This window comes from Pseudomonas sp. R4-15, assembly GCF_055768815.1.
Window position 1 is genome coordinate 114,979 of sequence record NZ_CM147293.1, and the last position, 18,255, is coordinate 133,233.

The following is an 18,255-nucleotide window of genomic DNA, read 5'->3' on the forward strand; positions in this document are numbered from 1 at the left end:
TCAAGCGTTCCCCGCCGCCGGGTCGAGCAGGCGTTGCAGGGAAGCGCGATCAATAATTTTGGTATCCACTTTGACGTAGACGGCCGACTCCTCGTCGGCTATCAGGGCATCCGTCACCCCGGGCACTGCCAACAAGCGCTCGGTGAGCCCGGCATCGCTCGCCTGGAGAGGCGACAGCGGCAGGCGCAGACTGGTGACGTACGGCGGTTCACGCATGGTAACAGTAATGCCAAGCCAGATCACACCAAGCAGCGCACAACCCAAAAACACCCCCGACAATCCACCATGCTGGAATAGCCAGCCGCCGAGGATGCCGCCCAGCGCAGCACCGAGAAACTGGCTGGTCGAGTAGATCCCCATCGCCGTGCCCTTGCCACCGGCGGGTGCCACCTTGCTGATCAGCGATGGCAGGGAGGCCTCGAGCAGGTTGAACGCCGTAAAGAACAGCACGCAGCCGGCGACCAGCGCACCGAGATGCTCGCCGAAGCCCCAGAAGAACAGCTCGCAGGCCGTCAGCAGTGCGACTGCACCGATCATCACCCGGCGCATGCGTCGACGCTTCTCGGCGTAGATGATGAACGGCACCATGCCGAAGAAGCCCAGCAGCAGCGCGGTCAGATACACCCACCAGTGCTGCTCGCGCGGCAGCCCGGCCTGCTCCACCAGGGCCAACGGCAAGGCCACGAAACTGGCCATCAACAGTGCATGCAAACAGAAAATGCTGGCATCGAGCTTGAGCAGTTCCGTGTGCTTGAGCGTGGCCAGCAGGTTCTGCCCCGCGACCGCAGACTCCCGGTGCATCAATTGCCGGGGGGCCGACGGGACTACCAGGGCCACCAGACCTATACCGATCACCGCCATCGCGGCGGTGACGAGAAACAAGCCGCTCAACCCATACCAACGGGTGATCACCGGCCCCAGCACCATCGCCACGGCGAACGACAGGCCGATGCTCATGCCGATCATCGCCATGGCCTTGGTACGGTGCTGCTCCCGGGTGAGGTCCGACAGCAAGGCCATGATCGCCGCCGAGATCGCCCCGGCGCCCTGCAGCACGCGTCCGGCGATGACCCCCCAGATCGAATCGGCCTGCGCCGCTAGCAGGCTGCCAGCGGCGAACACCAGCAGACCGAAGAAAATGATCGGACGCCGCCCGATGCGGTCAGAGAGCATGCCGAAGGGAATCTGCAGCACGGCCTGAGTCAGACCGTAGGCACCGATGGCCAGACCGATCAGCGCGGGCGTAGAGCCGGCCAGATCCTGGCCGTAGGTCGCCAGGACCGGCAGCACCATGAACATACCAAGCATGCGGAAGGCGAACACCAGCGCCAGGCTGCCGGCCGCACGCAGCTCTGTCGGGCTCATGCTATCGCTGTGCGGATCGTGCATTGAATTGTCCCATTGATAAGCAAGGCGGCGATTCTAGCAGTCAACCCTCTGCATTACTTCCCGCCGCAGGCGCGATGGCCGCCCAGGCGCGTTTCCTGGCCCGGACAGACAGCTCCCGTTCCGCTTTGCCGTGACATTCGCCACAGACCTATAATCGCGGGTTTTCCCGCTCGCCCAGCGAGGCCGTTTTGGACAAGATCCTGATTCGTGGGGCACGCACCCACAACCTGAAGAACATCGACCTGACCCTGCCCCGCGATCGCCTCATCGTGATCACCGGGCTGTCCGGCTCGGGCAAGTCCTCTCTGGCCTTCGACACCCTCTATGCCGAAGGCCAGCGGCGCTACGTGGAGTCCCTGTCGGCCTACGCGCGGCAGTTCCTGTCGATGATGGAAAAGCCCGACGTGGACACCATCGAAGGCCTTTCACCGGCGATTTCCATCGAGCAGAAGTCCACCTCGCATAACCCGCGCTCCACCGTCGGCACCATCACCGAGATCTACGACTATCTGCGCCTGCTCTACGCCCGCGTGGGTACGCCACGCTGCCCCGACCACGACATCCCGCTGGAGGCGCAGACCGTCAGCCAGATGGTCGACCAGGTGTTGGCCATGGAGGAAGGTGCTCGTCTGATGCTGCTGGCGCCGATCGTCCGCGAGCGCAAGGGCGAGCACCTGGCAGTGTTCGACGAACTGCGCGCCCAGGGCTTCGTGCGTGCGCGGATCGACGGTCGCCTCTACGAACTCGATGAAATACCCGCGCTGGACAAGCAGAAGAAGCACAGCATCGACGTGGTGGTGGACCGCTTCAAGGTACGTAGCGATCTCCAGCAGCGCCTGGCGGAATCCTTCGAAACCGCCCTGGGCCTGGCCGACGGCATCGCCCTGGTGGCGCCGATGGAAGGTGAGGGAGAAGAAACCATCTTCTCCGCACGCTTCGCCTGCCCGGTTTGCGGACACTCGATCAGTGAGCTCGAACCCAAGCTGTTTTCCTTCAACAACCCCGCCGGCGCCTGCCCGACCTGCGACGGCCTGGGCGTGAAGCAGTACTTCGACGCCAAGCGCGTGGTCAACGCCGAACTCAGCCTGGCCGAGGGCGCCATCCGCGGCTGGGACCGACGCAACGTCTACTACTTTCAGATGCTCGGCTCGCTGGCCGCGCACTTCGGCTTCAGCCTGGAGAAGCCCTTCGGCACGCTCGATGCGGAACAGCAGAAGTTGATCCTGCAGGGCTCCGGACGCAACAACGTCGAGTTCCGCTACCTCAACGACCGTGGCGATATCGTCAGCCGTGCCCACCCTTTCGAGGGCATCCTGCCGAACCTGGAGCGCCGCTATCGCGAGACGGAGTCACAGAGCGTGCGCGAGGAACTCGCCAAGTACCTGTCGACCCAGCCCTGCCCCGATTGTCACGGCACCCGCCTGCGTCGCGAAGCACGCCACGTCTGGGTCGGCGAGAAGACCCTGCCGGCGGTGACCCGCCTGCCGGTCGGCGATGCTTGCGATTATTTCGGCGGCCTGAGCCTGAGCGGCCAGAAAGGGCAGATCGCCGACAAGATCCTCAAGGAAATCCGTGAACGCCTCGAATTCCTGGTCAACGTCGGCCTGGACTACCTGACCCTCGACCGCAGCGCGGACACCCTTTCCGGAGGCGAAGCCCAGCGGATCCGTCTGGCCAGCCAGATCGGTGCCGGCCTGGTCGGCGTGATGTACATCCTCGACGAGCCCTCCATCGGCCTGCACCAGCGTGACAACGAGCGGCTGCTGGGCACCCTCACCCACCTTCGCGACCTGGGCAACACGGTGATCGTGGTCGAGCATGACGAGGACGCCATCCGTCTCGCCGACCACGTCATCGACATCGGTCCCGGAGCCGGCGTGCACGGCGGTCAGATCATCGCCGCCGGCACGCCCCAGGAGGTGATGGACCACCCGGACTCACTGACCGGCAAGTACCTTTCCGGGCGGATGAAGATCGTCGTCCCAGCCAAGCGTACGCCTCGAGACAAGAAGAAGCTGCTCAAGCTCAAGGGCGCGCGCGGCAACAACCTGCAAAAGGTCGACCTGGAAATTCCGGTGGGCCTGCTCACCTGCATTACCGGCGTGTCCGGCTCGGGCAAGTCGACGCTGATCAACAATACGCTGTTCCCGATCACCGCCACCGCGCTGAACGGTGCTACCAGTCTCGAGATCGCTGCCCACGACAGCTTCGACGGCCTGCAGCATCTGGACAAGGTGGTGGACATCGACCAGAGCCCCATCGGCCGCACCCCACGCTCCAACCCGGCGACCTATACCGGATTGTTCACTCCCATCCGCGAGCTGTTCTCCGGCGTGCCGGAAGCCCGCGCGCGCGGCTACGGCCCGGGGCGCTTCTCCTTCAACGTCAAGGGCGGTCGCTGCGAAGCCTGCCAGGGCGATGGCGTAATCAAGGTGGAGATGCACTTCCTGCCGGACATCTACGTGCCGTGCGACGTCTGCAAGGGCAAACGCTACAACCGCGAAACCCTGGAAGTGAAATACAAGGGCAAGAACATCCACGAGGTCCTGGAAATGACCATCGAGGATGCGCGGACCTTCTTCGATGCCGTACCCGCCCTGGCGCGCAAACTGCAGACGCTGATCGACGTGGGCCTGTCCTACATCAAACTGGGGCAGAGCGCGACCACGCTATCCGGCGGCGAGGCGCAGCGCGTCAAGCTGTCCCGCGAGCTCTCCAAGCGCGGCACCGGCAAGACGCTGTACATCCTCGACGAGCCAACCACCGGCCTGCACTTCGCCGATATCCAGCAACTGTTGGTGGTACTGCATCGACTGCGTGACGAGGGCAATACGGTGGTGGTCATCGAACACAACCTGGACGTGATCAAGACCGCCGACTGGCTGGTGGACCTCGGCCCGGAAGGTGGCTCCAAGGGGGGGCAGATCATCGGCAGCGGCACACCGGAGCAGCTCGCCGAGCTGCCGCAGTCCTACACCGGGCACTTCCTCAAACCACTGCTGGAGCGCGACCGCGAATAACTGTTGGCCGCATGAAAAAGCCCCGCGGTTTGCGGGGCTTTTTCATGACACAGGAGAAGCGTCTACATCTTCGACTGCAGGTAGTTCTGCAGGCCGATCTTGTCGATCAGCCCCAACTGTTGCTCGATCCAGTAGGCGTGGTCTTCCTCGGTGTCCTTGAGTTGACGTTCGAGGATCTCGCGGCTTTCGTAGTCGCCACAGCGCTCGCACAGCTCGATGCCCTTCGCCAGCGCTTCACGCACCTGATACTCCAGCGCCAGATCGTTGCGCAGCATCTCGGGGACGCTGTGACCGATGTTGACCGGCTCCGGGGTCATATCCGGCGCCCCTTCGAGGAACAGGATCCGGCGCATCAGCGCATCGGCATGCTCGGTCTCTTCCTGCATCTCATGGTTGATGCGCTCATAGAGCTCGGTCAGCCCCCAGTCGGCATACATCCGCGAATGCAAAAAGTACTGGTCACGAGCGGCCAGCTCTCCCTTGAGAAGGTCGATGAAGTAACCGATGACCTGCGGATTGCCTTGCATGGGTGCGTCCCTCCGAAATACCCGTCGCGATGGCGGATATGCTGCGCCGCAGAGCGCGGCAAGGCAACCGCAAAGGAGGTAAAAAACGAAAAAACGGGGGCTTATCTACGGCTTTCTTCGGGGAAAACGCCCCTATTGCGCAACGCTATCAAGATCGATTCCCAGTCCAGCGGAAATCGGCCATGAAATGGCTCGCAACCGTAGGCGCAAACGAGAAGGGCTGCCTCTCGGCAGCCCTTCCGTAGCCCGTGCGCGAGGTCAGGCGAGGTCGAAGCGATCCAGGTGCATCACTTTGATCCAGGCTGCGGCGAAATCGGCAACGAACTTCTGCTGCGCATCGCTGCTCGCATAGACTTCCGCCTGCGCCCGGAGGATCGAGTTGGAACCGAATACCAGATCGGCGCGGGTGGCTCTCCACTTTTTCTCGCCGGAGCTGCGATCGCGCCCTTCGAACAGGTTGCGATCCTCGGAGACCGCTTTCCAAACGGTGCCCATATCCAACAGATTGACGAAAAAGTCATTGCTCAGTACGCCGGGACGCTCGGTCAGAACGCCATGCATAGCACCACCGACGTTGATATTGATGGCACGCAGGCCACCCAGCAATACCGTCAGCTCGGGCGCGGTCAGCGTCAACAACTGCGCCTTGTCGATCAACTGATGCTCGGCCGGAACGCCCGTCGCACCCTTGAGGTAATTACGGAAACCGTCGGCGAGTGGCTCGAGCACCGCGAAGGACTCCACATCGGTCTGCGCCTGCGCTGCATCCACCCGCCCCGGATTGAAGGGTAACTGCAGCGTCTGCCCTGCCAGGCGCGCGGCCTCCTCGACACCGGCATCACCGGCCAGGACGATTAGATCCGCCAGGGATATCCGCTTGCCGCCGGTCGATGCATTGAATTCACCTCGCACCCGCTCCAGGGTTTCCAGCACGCGGGCCAGTTGCTCGGGCTGGTTGACCGCCCAATCCTTCTGCGGAGCCAGACGAATGCGCGCACCATTGGCGCCGCCGCGCTTGTCCGAGCCCCGGAAGGTCGAGGCGGACGCCCAGGCAGTCCCCACCAGTTCCGCAACGGACAATCCGCTGGCCAGAACTCGCGCCTTGAGGGCGATGACGTCGGCAGCGTCGACGAGGGCGTGCTCGACAGCCGGCAGCGGATCCTGCCAGATCAGATCCTCGAAAGGGACCTCCGGGCCAAGGTAGCGAGACTTCGGCCCCAGGTCTCGGTGAGTCAGCTTGAACCAGGCGCGGGCGAAGGCTTCGGCGAACGCCTGGGGATTCTCCAGGAAACGCCGGGAAATCTTCTCGTAGGCCGGATCGAAGCGTAGCGAGAGGTCCGTGGTCAGCATCGTCGGCAGACGCTTCTTGGACGGGTCATGGGCGTCCGGGATGATCGCCTCGGCGTCCTTTGCGACCCATTGATGCGCACCGGCCGGGCTCTTGCTGAGCTCCCAGTCGAATTTGAACAGGTTCTCGAAGAAGAAGTTGCTCCACTGCGCAGGGGTCTGCGTCCAGGTCACTTCCAGTCCACTGGTGATAGTGTCCGCCCCCCTGCCGCTGCCGAAGCCGCTGGCCCATCCCAACCCCTGGCTTTCCAGGTCGGAAGCTTCCGGATCGGCGCCCACATTGTCCGCAGGGCCTGCCCCGTGAGTCTTACCGAAGGTGTGGCCGCCAGCGATCAGGGCCACGGTTTCTTCGTCGTTCATAGCCATGCGCGCGAACGTCTCGCGAATATCATGGGCCGCGGCGATGGGATCAGGCACTCCCTCGGGTCCTTCGGGGTTAACGTAGATGAGGCCCATGGTCGTAGCGCCCAACGGACGCTCCAGGTTACGTCCTGCCTCGTTGCGCTCATGCTCGTGGCCGTGCGCCTCGGCGTCGGCGACCAGCACGGCATCATCGTCCTTCTGGTTCTTGCCATAACGCAGATCGGTACCCAACCAGGTCTTTTCCGCACCCCAGTAAACGTCCTGATCCGGCTCCCAGGTATCCGCCCGCCCACCGGCGAAGCCGAACGTGCGAAAGCCCATGGTTTCCAGGGCAACGTTACCGGTGAGGATCATGAGATCGGCCCAGGAAATGCTCTGCCCGTACTTCCGCTTGATCGGCCACAAGAGGCGCCGAGCCTTGTCCAGACTCACATTGTCAGGCCAGCTGTTGAGCGGCGCGAAGCGCTGCTGCCCGCGCCCGGCACCCCCACGCCCATCGCCAATGCGATAGGTACCGGCGCTGTGCCAGGCCATGCGGATGAACAGCGGACCATAGTGCCCGAAGTCGGCAGGCCACCAGTCCTGCGAGTCGGTCATCAGCGCCCGCAGGTCACGCTTGAGACCTTCGTAATCGAGTTGCTTGAACGCATCGGCGTAATCGAAGCCTTCGCCGAGCGGATTGGATTTGGCCGAGTGCTGATGCAACAGGTCTACGCGCAACTGCTGCGGCCACCAGTCCAGGTTGGAGGTTCCGCTGCCCGAGGTGTGCTTGGGTGCGTCCGGAATCGCGGCCCCGGAAAACGGGCATTTACTCTCGCTCGACTGGCTCATGTCTTACTCCTCTCGTGCTCAGGCCGGCTAACGGCAGATGTAGGGAGTCTAGAAGAATGCCAAGCAGAGATATAATTTATTGAATAAACGTGCTCGATAGAAAAAATCATTATCCAAGACAACAAAAAGCCGGGCGCTAGGCCCGGCTTCTTGTTGTAGCGCGATCCGCTTATTCGGCGGCAACGACCTCACCGGTGACCGGGCGGTCAACCAGCTCGACGTAGGCCATCGGGGCGTTGTCGCCCGGACGGAAACCGCACTTCAGGATACGCAGGTAGCCGCCCTGACGGTTGGCGTAGCGCTTGCCCAGATCGTTGAACAGCTTGCCTACGGCCGCTTTCGAACGAGTACGATCGAAGGCCAGGCGACGGTTGGCGACGCTGTCTTCCTTAGCCAGGGTGATCAGCGGCTCGGCAACGCGACGCAGTTCCTTGGCTTTGGGCAGGGTGGTCTTGATCAGTTCGTGCTCGAACAGCGACACCGCCATGTTCTGGAACATGGCCTTGCGGTGGGCGCTGGTGCGGCTCAGGTGACGGCCACTTTTACGATGACGCATGATTGAAATTCCTTACCAAACGTTGAGTTCGGTGATCAGGGACGAATCAGGCCGTGGCCTTATCGTCCTTCTTCAGGCTTGCCGGCGGCCAGTTGTCGAGGCGCATGCCGAGGGACAGACCACGCGAGGCCAGCACGTCCTTGATTTCGGTCAGGGACTTCTTGCCCAGGTTCGGCGTCTTGAGCAACTCCACTTCGGTGCGCTGGATCAGGTCACCGATGTAGTAGATGTTCTCAGCCTTCAGGCAGTTGGCCGAACGGACGGTCAGCTCCAGGTCGTCGACCGGGCGCAGCAGGATCGGATCGATCTCGTCTTCCTGCTCGACCACGACCGGCTCGCTGTCACCCTTGAGGTCGACGAACGCGGCCAACTGCTGCTGCAGGATGGTCGCGGCGCGGCGAATGGCCTCTTCGGGATCGAGGGTGCCGTTGGTCTCCAGATCGATGACCAGCTTGTCCAGGTTGGTGCGCTGTTCGACGCGGGCGTTCTCCACGACGTAAGCCACGCGGCGGACGGGGCTGAACGAAGCATCGAGCTGCAGACGGCCGATGGAACGGCTTTCGTCTTCCTCTTCCTGGCGCGCATCGGCGGGCTCGTAACCCCGACCGCGCGACACCTTCAGCTTCATGTTCAGTGCGCCGTTGTCCGCCAGGTTGGCGATGACGTGGTCACCGTTGACGATTTCGACATCGTGATCCAGCTGAATATCGGCGGCGGTAACAACGCCGGCACCCTTCTTGCTCAGGCTCAGCGTGACTTCATCGCGGCCGTGCAGCTTGATCGCCAGACCCTTGAGGTTCAGCAGGATCTCGATGACGTCCTCCTGGACGCCCTCGATGGCGCTGTACTCGTGGAGTACGCCGTCGATCTCGGCCTCGACCACAGCGCAGCCGGGCATGGAGGACAACAGGATGCGACGCAGCGCGTTGCCCAGGGTGTGGCCAAAACCACGCTCGAGAGGCTCGAGGGTGATCTTGGCGCGGGTTTGACTGACCGCCTGTACGTCGATGTGACGCGGGGTCAGGAACTCATTTACCGAACTCTGCATGGATACACCTATTTTCTAGCCCTTACTTGGAGTAGAGCTCGACAATCAGGTTTTCGTTGATGTCGGCGGACAGATCACTACGAGCCGGCACGCTCTTGAACACGCCGGATTTCTTCTCGCTATCGACCTCGACCCACTCGACGCGGCCGCGCTGAGCGCAGAGATCGAGAGCCTGGGCGATACGCAGCTGGTTCTTGGCTTTCTCGCGAATGGCAACCACGTCACCGGCTTTCACCTGGAAGGACGGGATGTTCACGGTCTGGCCGTTGACGGTGATCGCTTTGTGCGACACCAGCTGACGGGATTCGGCGCGGGTGGCACCAAAGCCCATACGGTAGATCACGTTGTCCAGACGGCATTCGAGCAGCTGCAGCAGGTTCTCACCGGTAGCGCCCTTACGACGGGCAGCTTCCTTGTAGTAACCGCTGAACTGGCGCTCGAGAACGCCGTACATACGACGGACTTTCTGCTTCTCGCGCAGCTGGGTGCCGTAGTCGGACAGGCGACCACGACGGGCGCCATGCTGACCGGGGACCTGCTCAGCCTTGCACTTGGATTCGAGCGCGCGCGCACCACTCTTCAGGAAGAGATCGGTGCCTTCACGGCGAGACAGTTTGCACTTGGGACCAATGTAACGAGCCATTTCTCACTGTCTCCTATTACACGCGACGCTTCTTCGGCGGACGGCACCCGTTATGCGGGATAGGCGTCACGTCGGTGATGCTGGCGATCTTGTAGCCACATGCGTTCAATGCACGCACGGCGGATTCGCGACCCGGACCGGGACCCTTGACGTTGACGTCGAGGTTCTTCAGACCGTATTCCAGAGCGGCCTGACCGGCGCGCTCAGCGGCCACCTGGGCTGCGAACGGGGTGCTCTTACGCGAGCCACGGAAACCGGAACCACCGGAGGTGGCCCAGGAAAGCGCGTTACCCTGGCGATCGGTGATGGTGATGATGGTGTTATTGAAAGACGCGTGGATATGGGCGATGCCATCCACCACTGTCTTTTTGACTTTCTTGCGAGGACGAGCTGCGGGCTTAGCCATGACTTAATTCCTGTCGATTCGCGAACGCAATTACTTGCGGATCGGCTTACGCGGACCCTTACGGGTGCGGGCGTTGGTCTTGGTGCGCTGACCATGCACGGGCAAGCCGCGACGGTGACGCAGACCACGGTAGCAACCCAGGTCCATCAGGCGCTTGATGTTCATGTTGATTTCGCGGCGCAGGTCACCTTCGGTGGTGAGCTTGGCGACTTCGCCACGCAGCTGCTCGATCTGTTCGTCGGACAGATCCTTGATCTTTGCCGCCGGATTAACGCCGGTGGCAGCGCAGATGTTCTGCGCCTTGGTGCGACCAACACCGTAGATGTAGGTCAGCGAGATAACAGTGTGCTTGTTATCTGGAATGTTGACGCCTGCAATACGGGCCATTCAGTGGAACTCCAATTGACAGCTACCTGCGCCCCGGAAGCCAAGAAAAGGGCGCGAGATATTATCGCTGTAGTAACAAATATACAACCCGGCAGCACACTAGCTGCCGGGTTATCTAGCTAGACCACACTCAGCCTTGGCGCTGTTTGTGGCGCGGCTCCGCGCTGCAGATCACGCGCACGACGCCGTCGCGACGAATGATCTTGCAGTTGCGGCACAGCTTCTTCACCGATGCACGAACTTTCATTTCTAGCTCCTAGAACCTTACGGGTCAGCGCAGCATGCCGCTGCCGTAGCCCTTCAGGTTCGCTTTCTTCATGAGGGAATCGTACTGGTGCGATACGAGGTGCGACTGCACCTGGGCCATGAAATCCATCACGACCACGACGACGATCAGCAGCGAGGTCCCGCCGAGGTAGAACGGTACGTTGGCTGCGACCACCAAAAACTGCGGCAGCAGGCAAACGCCGGTAATGTACAGGGCTCCGAACAGGGTCAGACGAGTCAGCACGCCATCGATATAGCGCGCGGACTGCTCACCCGGCCGAATGCCCGGAATGAAGGCACCGGACTTCTTCAGGTTTTCCGCCACGTCCTTCGGGTTGAACATCAGCGCCGTGTAGAAGAAGCAGAAGAAAATGATCCCTGCGCTAAACAGCAAGATGTTCAAGGGCTGCCCGGGCGCGATGGCCTGGGCGACATCCTGCAGCCAGCCCATATTCTCGGACTGACCGAACCACTGCCCGAGCGAAGCCGGGAAGAGCAGGATGCTGCTGGCGAAAATGGCCGGAATGACACCGGCCATGTTTACCTTCAGCGGCAGGTGGCTGGTCTGCGCAGCATAGACCTTGCGGCCCTGCTGACGCTTGGCGTAGTGCACGGCGATGCGCCGCTGACCACGCTCGATGAACACCACGAAACCGATGATGGCAACCGCCAGAAGTGCGATGGCGAGCAGCGCGATAATGTTGATATCGCCCTGCCGCGCCGACTCGAAGGACTGCCCGATCGCCCGCGGCAAGCCAGCCACGATCCCGGCGAAGATCAGCATCGAGATGCCGTTGCCGACACCCCGCTCGGTGATCTGCTCACCGAGCCACATCATGAACATCGCCCCTGCCACGAAGGTAGTGACGGCCACGAAGTAGAAGCTGAAGCCGGTGGAGAAAGCCACCTGCTGGGTAGCCAGACCGACGGACATGCCGACAGCCTGAACCAACGCCAGCACGAGCGTCAGGTAGCGGGTGTACTGGCTGATCTTGCGACGGCCAGCTTCCCCTTCCTTTTTCAACTGTTCCAACTGCGGGCTGACGGCGGTCATCAACTGCATGATGATCGATGCCGAGATGTACGGCATGATCCCCAGTGCAAAGATGCTCATCCGCTCCAGCGCGCCGCCGGAAAACATGTTGAACAGGCTAAGAATGGTCCCCTCGTTCTGTCGAAACAGGTCGGCCAGCCGGTCAGGGTTGATACCGGGCACCGGGATGTGCGCACCTATTCGATAGACGATGATCGCCATCAACAGGAAACGCAGACGAGCCCAGAGTTCGGACAACCCGCCATTGCTGAGCGCGGAGAGAGCACCTTGCTTAGCCATTTAGTCCTCGAACTTGCCGCCAGCGGCTTCAACGGCAGCGCGCGCACCTTTGGTGGCGCCGATGCCTTTCAGGGTAAATGCGCCGGCCACTTCACCAGACAGCACCAGCTTGACGCGCTGGACGCTGCGATTGATGACGTTCGCATCTTTGAGCGCCTGCAGGGTGACAACGCCACCTTCGACCTTGGCCAGTTCCGAAGTACGCACTTCGGCACGGTCCATGGCTTTCAGGGAGACGAAGCCGAACTTCGGCAGACGGCGATGCAGCGGCTGCTGACCACCCTCGAAGCCCGGAGCCACCTTGCCGCCGGAGCGCGAGGTCAGACCCTTGTGACCACGGCCACCGGTCTTACCCAGACCGCTACCGATACCACGACCGGGGCGATGCTTTTCGCGACGGGCACCCGGCGCGGAACGCAGATCGTTCAGTTGCATGGAATCAGCCCTCCACACGAAGCAGGTAGTGAGCCTTGTTGATCATGCCGCGGTTTTCCGGAGTATCCAGAACCTCGACGGTATGACCGATACGACGCAGGCCGAGACCTTTGACGCAGGCTTTGTGATTGGCCAGACGGCCATTGGTGCTCTTGATCAGAGTCACTTTGACGGTGTTAGCCATCAGAGAATCTCCTCGACGCTCTTGCCACGCTTGGCTGCCACCGAGTTCGGGGACTGCATGGCTTTGAGACCTTCGAAGGTGGCATGCACGACGTTGACCGGGTTGGTCGAGCCGTAGCACTTGGCCAGCACGTTCTGCACGCCAGCCACTTCGAGAACGGCACGCATGGCGCCGCCGGCGATGATCCCGGTACCTTCGGAAGCCGGCTGCATGAACACCTTGGAGGCGCCATGGGCCGAGCGAATCGGGTACTGCAGCGTGGTACCGTTGAGGTCCACCTGGATCATGTTACGGCGTGCAGCTTCCATCGCTTTCTGGATGGCCGCAGGCACTTCGCGGGACTTGCCACGGCCGAAGCCGACGCGACCTTTGCCATCACCGACCACGGTCAGTGCGGTGAAGGTGAAGATACGGCCACCCTTCACGGTCTTGGCAACGCGGTTAACCTGAACCAGTTTCTCGATGTAGCCTTCGTCGCGGCTGTCGTCGCGGTTGTCGCGATCGCGTCTTTGCTCGTGATTTGCCATCTTAGAACTCCAGCCCGCCTTCACGAGCAGCATCGGCCAGCGCTTTCACACGACCGTGGTACTTGAAGCCAGAACGGTCGAACGCCACGCGGGTGACGCCAGCCGCCTTGGCACGCTCGGCGACCAGCTGACCAACTTTCTTGGCCGCTTCGACGTTGCCGGTAGCGCCTTCGCGCAGTTCCTTGTCCAGGGTCGAGGCGCTGGCCAGGACCTTGCCGCCGTCGGCCGAGAGGACCTGGGCGTAGATGTGCTGGGAGGAGCGGTACACGCAAAGGCGTACGTTTTCCAGCTCGCGCATCTTCAGGCGTGCCTTGCGAGCGCGACGCAGACGAGTTTCTTTCTTTACGCTCATTTGCTATGCCCTACTTTTTCTTGGCTTCTTTGCGAAGGACGACTTCGTCCGCATAACGCACGCCTTTGCCTTTGTACGGCTCGGGACGACGGTAATCGCGGATTTCAGCGGCCACCTGACCAACCAGCTGCTTGTCGATACCCTTGATCAGGATGTCGGTCTGGCTGGGGGTCTCGGCAGAGATGCCCTGAGGGAGCTTGTAGTCGATCGGGTGGGAGAAGCCGAGCGCCAGGTTGAGAATTTCACCCTTGGCCTGAGCTTTGTAACCAACGCCGACGAGCTGCAGCTTGCGCTCGAAGCCCTGGCTGACACCGATCACCATGTTGTTGACCAGCGCGCGGGTGGTCCCGGCCATGGCCTTGTTCTGCTGATCGCCATTGCGAGCAGCGAAACGCAGCTCACCAGCTTCCTGGGTAACTTCCACGGAAGGATGGACAACCAGATCCAGAGCGCCTTTGGCACCCTTCACCGAGAGCTGCTGGCCGTCCATCTTGACTTCGACGCCGGCGGGCAGTTTGACGGGGTTCTTAGCAACGCGAGACATGCTTGACCCCCCCTTAGAACACGGTGCAGAGCACTTCGCCACCCACGCCAGCGGCGCGTGCAGCGCGATCAGTCATCACACCTTTGTTGGTGGAGACGATCGAGACACCCAGGCCGCCACGAACTTTCGGCAGCTGGTCTACGGATTTGTACTGGCGCAGACCAGGACGGCTGGTGCGCTTGAGCTCTTCGATGACCGGACGGCCTTCGAAGTACTTGAGCTCGATGGACAGCTGCGGCTTGGCCTCGCTGCTGACCTGGTATCCGGTAATGTAGCCTTCGCTCTTGAGAACGTTGGCAACTGCCACCTTCAGCTTGGAAGACGGCATGCTAACCACGGTCTTCTCAGCCATCTGGGCATTACGGATACGAGTTAGCATGTCCGCTAACGGGTCCTGCATACTCATGGGCTAATTGCTCCTGAAACAATAAAAGGGCCTTTCGGCCTCGTGCCACCCCACCAGCAAAAGACACAGGCTCGGGCGAGCCGGGTATTCTAGAGACGGGGCAGAAATGAATCAAGCCCCATAAGGGGCTTGATTCATACAACGAGGAGCCGAGCGAACCCGACTCCGACGTTCGCTTACCAGCTGGCCTTGACCAGACCCGGTACGTCGCCGCGCATGGCAGCCTGGCGCAGCATGTTGCGCGACAGGCCGAACTTGCGATAGACGCCGTGGGGACGACCGGTCAGACGGCAGCGATTACGCAGGCGCGATGCGCTGGCATCACGCGGCTGCTTCTGCAGTGCGACCTGTGCGGCCCAACGCTCTTCCGGAGTGCTGTTCGGGCTGACGATGGTGGCTTTGAGTTCAGCACGCTTTTTGGCGTACTTGGCAACCGTCTGCTGACGCTTCAGCTCGCGGTTTTTCATGCTCTGCTTGGCCATTTCCTGCTCCGATCAGTTGCGGAAGGGGAAGTTGAACGCGCGCAGCAGCGCACGGCCTTCTTCGTCGGTACGGGCGGTGGTGGTCAGGGTGATATCCAGACCACGCAGCGCATCGATCTTGTCGTAATCGATTTCCGGGAAGATGATCTGCTCTTTCACGCCCATGCTGTAGTTACCGCGGCCGTCGAACGACTTGGCGTTCAGACCACGGAAGTCGCGCACGCGCGGCAGGGAGATCGACAGCAGACGATCCAGGAACTCGTACATCCGGTCACGGCGAAGGGTAACCTTCACGCCGATCGGCCAGCCCTCACGGACCTTGAAGCCGGCAACCGATTTGCGAGCGTGGGTGACCACGACCTTCTGGCCGGTGATCTTTTCAAGATCGGCTACTGCGTTGTCGATGATCTTCTTGTCACCGATCGCTTCGCCCAGACCCATGTTCAGGGTGATCTTGGTGATGCGCGGAACTTCCATCACGTTGGCCAGCTTCAGTTCATCCTTCAGCTTGGGCGCGATTTCCTTCCGGTAAATCTCTTTAAGTCGTGCCATGGTGATCTACCTGTATGCTCAAGCGCCAACCGGCTTCTGGGTGGACTTGAAGACACGAATCTTCTTACCGTCCTCGACCTTGAAGCCGATGCGATCGGCCTTGTTGGTTTCGGCGTTGAAGATGGCCACGTTGGAGATGTGCAACGGGGCCTCCTTCTCGACGATCCCACCCTGAACGCCAGCCATCGGGTTCGGCTTGGTGTGGCGCTTCACCAGGTTGACGCCAGCGACGACCAGACGGTCGTCGGCGAGCATCTTGAGCACCTTGCCACGCTTGCCCTTGTCTTTACCGGCGATGACGATGATCTCGTCGTCGCGACGAATCTTTTGCATGACGCCTTCTCCTTACAGCACTTCGGGTGCGAGCGAGACGATCTTCATGAACTTCTCGGAACGAAGCTCACGGGTCACGGGCCCGAAGATACGGGTACCGATGGGTTCCTGCTTGTTGTTCAGCAGAACCGCGGCATTGCCGTCGAAGCGAATGATGGAACCGTCAGGACGGCGTACGCCGTGCTTGGTACGGACGACAACCGCGGTCATGACCTGGCCTTTTTTGACCTTGCCGCGCGGGATGGCTTCCTTGACGGTCACCTTGATGATGTCACCGATGCCGGCGTAACGACGATGCGAGCCGCCAAGCACCTTGATGCACATGACGCGACGAGCACCACTGTTGTCGGCGACGTCGAGCATGGATTGAGTCTGAATCATAACTTTCTCCGACCCTTAGCCTTTTAGACTTCCACCGCGCGCTCGACGACATCAACCAGCGCCCAGCACTTGGACTTGGCGACGGGACGGGTCTCACGAATGGTGACCTTGTCGCCGATCTTGCACTGGTTGGTTTCGTCGTGGGCGTGCAGCTTGGTCGAACGCTTCACGTATTTGCCGTAGATCGGGTGCTTGACGCGACGCTCGATCAGAACGGTGATGGTTTTGTCCATCTTGTCGCTGACGACGATGCCGGTCAGCGTACGAACGGTTTTCTGAGCTTCAGCCATGTTCACTTACCTGCCTGCTGGTTGAGCACAGTCTTGACGCGAGCGATGTCGCGCTTCACTTGCGAGAGCAGGTGAGACTGCCCCAGCTGACCGGTTGCTTTCTGCATGCGCAGATTGAACTGGTCGCGCAACAGACCGAGCAGTTGCTCGTTCAGTTGCTCAACGGATTTTTCCCGAAGTTCATTCGCTTTCATCACATCACCGTCCGCTTAACAAAGGAGGTGGCGAGCGGCAGCTTCGCAGCAGCCAGGGCGAAAGCCTCACGCGCCAGCTCTTCGGAAACACCCTCGATTTCGTAGAGCACCTTGCCCGGTTGAATCTGGGCTACCCAGTACTCGACGTTACCCTTACCTTTACCCATACGAACTTCGAGGGGCTTCTTGGTGACAGGCTTGTCGGGGAATACGCGGATCCAGATCTTGCCGCCACGCTTGACGTGACGAGTCAGCGCACGACGTGCAGCTTCGATCTGGCGAGCGGTCAGACGACCACGGGAAACCGACTTCAGCGCAAATTCGCCGAAGCTCACTTTGCTACCGCGCTGAGCCAGGCCACGGTTGTGACCGGTCATCTGCTTGCGGAATTTTGTACGCTTGGGTTGCAGCATTTTGCGTACTCCTTACTTGGCAGCTTTCTTACGAGGAGCGGGCGCCTGAGGCTTGAGCTCTTCCTGGCGGCCACCGATGACCTCGCCCTTGAAGATCCAAACCTTCACACCGATCACACCGTAGGTGGTGTGCGCTTCGTAGGTGGAGTAATCGATATCGGCACGCAGGGTGTGCAGGGGCACACGACCTTCGCGATACCACTCGGTACGGGCGATCTCGGCGCCGCCAAGACGGCCGCTAACCTGGATCTTGATACCTTTGGCGCCGATACGCATGGCGCTCTGTACCGCGCGCTTCATGGCGCGACGGAACATCACACGACGCTCCAGCTGCTGAGCTACGCTCTGGGCGACCAGCATCGCGTCGAGTTCCGGCTTGCGGATTTCCTCGATGTTGATGTGGACCGGAACACCCATCTGCTTGGTCAGGTCCTGACGCAGCTTCTCGACGTCCTCACCTTTCTTCCCGATCACGATGCCGGGACGAGCGGTGTGGATAGTGACGCGCGCGGTCTGAGCCGGACGCGCGATGTCGATGCGGCTTACGGACGCGCTTTTTAGTTTGTCTTGGAGGTACTCACGCACCTTCAGGTCGGCCAGCAGATAGTCGGCATAAGTGCGCTTGTCTGCATACCAAACGGAGGTGTGCTCCTTGACGATTCCCAGGCGAATGCCTACGGGATGTACTTTCTGACCCATCTGATCGACTCCGTTACTTGTCCGCAACCTTGACAGTGATATGGCAAGACCGCTTGACGATGCGATCAGCACGGCCCTTGGCGCGCGGCATGATGCGCTTCAGCGAACGCCCTTCGTTGACGAAAACGGTGGAGACTTTGAGATCGTCCACGTCTGCGCCTTCGTTGTGCTCGGCGTTGGCAACGGCCGACTCCAGCACTTTCTTCATGATTGCGGCGGCTTTCTTGCTGCTGAAAGCCAGCAGGTTGAGCGCTTCGCCCACTTCTTTCCCGCGGATCTGGTCGGCGACCAAGCGGGCTTTTTGAGCGGAGATGCGAGCGCCCGACAACTTAGCGGCTACTTCCAT

Annotated in this window: 26 protein-coding genes; 1 reads left to right on the forward strand and 25 read right to left on the reverse strand. The window is 61.1% G+C overall.

What is annotated here, in order from left to right; genetic code table 11:
* The gene (locus tag ACYRGX_RS00585) at window positions 1-1,389 is read right to left on the reverse strand and encodes an MFS transporter (RefSeq protein WP_473054693.1); all 1,389 of its coding nucleotides are present in this window, start codon (window positions 1,387-1,389) and stop codon (window positions 1-3) included.
* Window positions 1,390-1,577: 188 nt separating this feature from the next.
* Here ACYRGX_RS00585 and uvrA point away from each other — a divergent pair, with 188 nt between their 5' ends.
* On the forward strand, window positions 1,578-4,409 hold the full coding sequence (gene uvrA, locus ACYRGX_RS00590) for an excinuclease ABC subunit UvrA (RefSeq protein WP_473054694.1): 2,832 nt from the start codon (window positions 1,578-1,580) through the stop codon (window positions 4,407-4,409).
* A gap of 62 nt (window positions 4,410-4,471) precedes the next feature.
* Here uvrA and bfr read toward each other — a convergent pair whose 3' ends face one another.
* The 24 genes from bfr to rplV all read right to left on the reverse strand — a co-directional run bounded on the left by bfr (window position 4,472) and on the right by rplV (window position 18,255).
* Window positions 4,472-4,936 carry a bacterioferritin gene (gene bfr, locus ACYRGX_RS00595; protein ID WP_473054695.1) on the reverse strand — a complete coding sequence of 155 codons (465 nt, stop codon included), beginning with the start codon at window positions 4,934-4,936 and terminating at the stop codon, window positions 4,472-4,474.
* 258 nt (window positions 4,937-5,194) lie between these two features.
* Entirely contained in the window at window positions 5,195-7,477 is a 2,283-nt protein-coding gene (gene katG / locus ACYRGX_RS00600) for a catalase/peroxidase HPI (RefSeq protein ID WP_473054696.1), read from the reverse strand.
* A gap of 169 nt (window positions 7,478-7,646) precedes the next feature.
* The gene (rplQ, locus tag ACYRGX_RS00605) at window positions 7,647-8,033 is read right to left on the reverse strand and encodes a 50S ribosomal protein L17 (protein WP_473054697.1); all 387 of its coding nucleotides are present in this window, start codon (window positions 8,031-8,033) and stop codon (window positions 7,647-7,649) included.
* A 46-nt stretch (window positions 8,034-8,079) separates the two neighbouring features.
* Window positions 8,080-9,081 carry a DNA-directed RNA polymerase subunit alpha gene (locus tag ACYRGX_RS00610; RefSeq protein WP_473054698.1) on the reverse strand — a complete coding sequence of 334 codons (1,002 nt, stop codon included), beginning with the start codon at window positions 9,079-9,081 and terminating at the stop codon, window positions 8,080-8,082.
* A 22-nt stretch (window positions 9,082-9,103) separates the two neighbouring features.
* A complete protein-coding gene (gene rpsD, locus ACYRGX_RS00615) occupies window positions 9,104-9,724 on the reverse strand; it encodes a 30S ribosomal protein S4 (RefSeq protein ID WP_473054699.1) in 621 nt (206 codons plus the stop codon).
* 16 nt (window positions 9,725-9,740) lie between these two features.
* Window positions 9,741-10,130: a 30S ribosomal protein S11 gene (rpsK, locus tag ACYRGX_RS00620; RefSeq protein WP_068387654.1), complete on the reverse strand. Its 390-nt coding sequence runs from the start codon at window positions 10,128-10,130 to the stop codon at window positions 9,741-9,743.
* Between the two features lie 30 nt (window positions 10,131-10,160).
* Window positions 10,161-10,517, reverse strand: a complete 357-nt coding sequence (gene rpsM / locus ACYRGX_RS00625; RefSeq protein ID WP_473054700.1) for a 30S ribosomal protein S13 — start codon at window positions 10,515-10,517, stop codon at window positions 10,161-10,163.
* Window positions 10,518-10,647: 130 nt separating this feature from the next.
* A complete protein-coding gene (gene rpmJ / locus ACYRGX_RS00630; RefSeq protein WP_003281814.1) occupies window positions 10,648-10,764 on the reverse strand; it encodes a 50S ribosomal protein L36 in 117 nt (38 codons plus the stop codon).
* Between the two features lie 24 nt (window positions 10,765-10,788).
* Window positions 10,789-12,117 carry a preprotein translocase subunit SecY gene (secY, locus tag ACYRGX_RS00635; protein WP_473054701.1) on the reverse strand — a complete coding sequence of 443 codons (1,329 nt, stop codon included), beginning with the start codon at window positions 12,115-12,117 and terminating at the stop codon, window positions 10,789-10,791.
* Window positions 12,118-12,552, reverse strand: coding sequence for a 50S ribosomal protein L15 (gene rplO, locus ACYRGX_RS00640; RefSeq protein WP_473054702.1), 435 nt, complete (start codon window positions 12,550-12,552; stop codon window positions 12,118-12,120). It lies immediately after the preceding gene.
* A 4-nt stretch (window positions 12,553-12,556) separates the two neighbouring features.
* Window positions 12,557-12,736, reverse strand: coding sequence for a 50S ribosomal protein L30 (rpmD, locus tag ACYRGX_RS00645; RefSeq protein ID WP_473054703.1), 180 nt, complete (start codon window positions 12,734-12,736; stop codon window positions 12,557-12,559).
* On the reverse strand, window positions 12,736-13,263 hold the full coding sequence (gene rpsE / locus ACYRGX_RS00650; protein ID WP_473054704.1) for a 30S ribosomal protein S5: 528 nt from the start codon (window positions 13,261-13,263) through the stop codon (window positions 12,736-12,738). Before rpsE ends, rpmD begins: the two co-directional genes overlap by 1 nt.
* Before the next feature lies 1 nt (window position 13,264).
* Window positions 13,265-13,615, reverse strand: coding sequence for a 50S ribosomal protein L18 (rplR, locus tag ACYRGX_RS00655; protein ID WP_473054705.1), 351 nt, complete (start codon window positions 13,613-13,615; stop codon window positions 13,265-13,267).
* A 10-nt stretch (window positions 13,616-13,625) separates the two neighbouring features.
* The gene (gene rplF / locus ACYRGX_RS00660) at window positions 13,626-14,159 is read right to left on the reverse strand and encodes a 50S ribosomal protein L6 (RefSeq protein WP_473054706.1); all 534 of its coding nucleotides are present in this window, start codon (window positions 14,157-14,159) and stop codon (window positions 13,626-13,628) included.
* 13 nt (window positions 14,160-14,172) lie between these two features.
* The gene (rpsH, locus tag ACYRGX_RS00665) at window positions 14,173-14,565 is read right to left on the reverse strand and encodes a 30S ribosomal protein S8 (protein WP_473054707.1); all 393 of its coding nucleotides are present in this window, start codon (window positions 14,563-14,565) and stop codon (window positions 14,173-14,175) included.
* 176 nt (window positions 14,566-14,741) lie between these two features.
* Window positions 14,742-15,047, reverse strand: coding sequence for a 30S ribosomal protein S14 (rpsN, locus tag ACYRGX_RS00670; protein ID WP_473054708.1), 306 nt, complete (start codon window positions 15,045-15,047; stop codon window positions 14,742-14,744).
* Between the two features lie 12 nt (window positions 15,048-15,059).
* Window positions 15,060-15,599 (reverse strand): 50S ribosomal protein L5, encoded by a 540-nt coding sequence (gene rplE, locus ACYRGX_RS00675; protein WP_473054709.1) that lies wholly within the window; start codon window positions 15,597-15,599, stop codon window positions 15,060-15,062.
* An 18-nt stretch (window positions 15,600-15,617) separates the two neighbouring features.
* Complete coding sequence (rplX, locus tag ACYRGX_RS00680; RefSeq protein ID WP_473054710.1) at window positions 15,618-15,932, reverse strand: 50S ribosomal protein L24; 315 nt, start codon at window positions 15,930-15,932, stop codon at window positions 15,618-15,620.
* Between the two features lie 12 nt (window positions 15,933-15,944).
* On the reverse strand, window positions 15,945-16,313 hold the full coding sequence (gene rplN / locus ACYRGX_RS00685; protein WP_003448734.1) for a 50S ribosomal protein L14: 369 nt from the start codon (window positions 16,311-16,313) through the stop codon (window positions 15,945-15,947).
* A 23-nt stretch (window positions 16,314-16,336) separates the two neighbouring features.
* Window positions 16,337-16,603: a 30S ribosomal protein S17 gene (gene rpsQ, locus ACYRGX_RS00690; RefSeq protein ID WP_473054711.1), complete on the reverse strand. Its 267-nt coding sequence runs from the start codon at window positions 16,601-16,603 to the stop codon at window positions 16,337-16,339.
* A gap of 2 nt (window positions 16,604-16,605) precedes the next feature.
* Entirely contained in the window at window positions 16,606-16,797 is a 192-nt protein-coding gene (gene rpmC, locus ACYRGX_RS00695; RefSeq protein ID WP_003093720.1) for a 50S ribosomal protein L29, read from the reverse strand.
* The gene (gene rplP / locus ACYRGX_RS00700) at window positions 16,797-17,210 is read right to left on the reverse strand and encodes a 50S ribosomal protein L16 (RefSeq protein ID WP_028238758.1); all 414 of its coding nucleotides are present in this window, start codon (window positions 17,208-17,210) and stop codon (window positions 16,797-16,799) included. The genes rpmC and rplP overlap by 1 nt, the downstream gene beginning before the upstream one ends.
* Window positions 17,211-17,222: 12 nt before the next feature.
* On the reverse strand, window positions 17,223-17,909 hold the full coding sequence (rpsC, locus tag ACYRGX_RS00705) for a 30S ribosomal protein S3 (protein WP_473054712.1): 687 nt from the start codon (window positions 17,907-17,909) through the stop codon (window positions 17,223-17,225).
* Between the two features lie 13 nt (window positions 17,910-17,922).
* A complete protein-coding gene (gene rplV, locus ACYRGX_RS00710; protein ID WP_473054713.1) occupies window positions 17,923-18,255 on the reverse strand; it encodes a 50S ribosomal protein L22 in 333 nt (110 codons plus the stop codon).

Coding starts and splice junctions, on each gene's coding strand:
- ACYRGX_RS00585 (WP_473054693.1), bottom strand. CDS start 1,389: ATGCACGATCCGCACAGCGATAGCATGAGCCCGACAGAGCTGCGTGCG.
- bfr (WP_473054695.1), bottom strand. CDS start 4,936: ATGCAAGGCAATCCGCAGGTCATCGGTTACTTCATCGACCTTCTCAAG.
- katG (WP_473054696.1), bottom strand. CDS start 7,477: ATGAGCCAGTCGAGCGAGAGTAAATGCCCGTTTTCCGGGGCCGCGATT.
- rplQ (WP_473054697.1), bottom strand. CDS start 8,033: ATGCGTCATCGTAAAAGTGGCCGTCACCTGAGCCGCACCAGCGCCCAC.
- ACYRGX_RS00610 (WP_473054698.1), bottom strand. CDS start 9,081: ATGCAGAGTTCGGTAAATGAGTTCCTGACCCCGCGTCACATCGACGTA.
- rpsD (WP_473054699.1), bottom strand. CDS start 9,724: ATGGCTCGTTACATTGGTCCCAAGTGCAAACTGTCTCGCCGTGAAGGC.
- rpsK (WP_068387654.1), bottom strand. CDS start 10,130: ATGGCTAAGCCCGCAGCTCGTCCTCGCAAGAAAGTCAAAAAGACAGTG.
- rpsM (WP_473054700.1), bottom strand. CDS start 10,517: ATGGCCCGTATTGCAGGCGTCAACATTCCAGATAACAAGCACACTGTT.
- rpmJ (WP_003281814.1), bottom strand. CDS start 10,764: ATGAAAGTTCGTGCATCGGTGAAGAAGCTGTGCCGCAACTGCAAGATC.
- secY (WP_473054701.1), bottom strand. CDS start 12,117: ATGGCTAAGCAAGGTGCTCTCTCCGCGCTCAGCAATGGCGGGTTGTCC.
- rplO (WP_473054702.1), bottom strand. CDS start 12,552: ATGCAACTGAACGATCTGCGTTCCGCGCCGGGTGCCCGTCGCGAAAAG.
- rpmD (WP_473054703.1), bottom strand. CDS start 12,736: ATGGCTAACACCGTCAAAGTGACTCTGATCAAGAGCACCAATGGCCGT.
- rpsE (WP_473054704.1), bottom strand. CDS start 13,263: ATGGCAAATCACGAGCAAAGACGCGATCGCGACAACCGCGACGACAGC.
- rplR (WP_473054705.1), bottom strand. CDS start 13,615: ATGAGCGTAAAGAAAGAAACTCGTCTGCGTCGCGCTCGCAAGGCACGC.
- rplF (WP_473054706.1), bottom strand. CDS start 14,159: ATGTCTCGCGTTGCTAAGAACCCCGTCAAACTGCCCGCCGGCGTCGAA.
- rpsH (WP_473054707.1), bottom strand. CDS start 14,565: ATGAGTATGCAGGACCCGTTAGCGGACATGCTAACTCGTATCCGTAAT.
- rpsN (WP_473054708.1), bottom strand. CDS start 15,047: ATGGCCAAGCAGAGCATGAAAAACCGCGAGCTGAAGCGTCAGCAGACG.
- rplE (WP_473054709.1), bottom strand. CDS start 15,599: ATGGCACGACTTAAAGAGATTTACCGGAAGGAAATCGCGCCCAAGCTG.
- rplX (WP_473054710.1), bottom strand. CDS start 15,932: ATGCAAAAGATTCGTCGCGACGACGAGATCATCGTCATCGCCGGTAAA.
- rplN (WP_003448734.1), bottom strand. CDS start 16,313: ATGATTCAGACTCAATCCATGCTCGACGTCGCCGACAACAGTGGTGCT.
- rpsQ (WP_473054711.1), bottom strand. CDS start 16,603: ATGGCTGAAGCTCAGAAAACCGTTCGTACGCTGACCGGCATCGTCGTC.
- rpmC (WP_003093720.1), bottom strand. CDS start 16,797: ATGAAAGCGAATGAACTTCGGGAAAAATCCGTTGAGCAACTGAACGAG.
- rplP (WP_028238758.1), bottom strand. CDS start 17,210: ATGCTGCAACCCAAGCGTACAAAATTCCGCAAGCAGATGACCGGTCAC.
- rpsC (WP_473054712.1), bottom strand. CDS start 17,909: ATGGGTCAGAAAGTACATCCCGTAGGCATTCGCCTGGGAATCGTCAAG.
- rplV (WP_473054713.1), bottom strand. CDS start 18,255: ATGGAAGTAGCCGCTAAGTTGTCGGGCGCTCGCATCTCCGCTCAAAAA.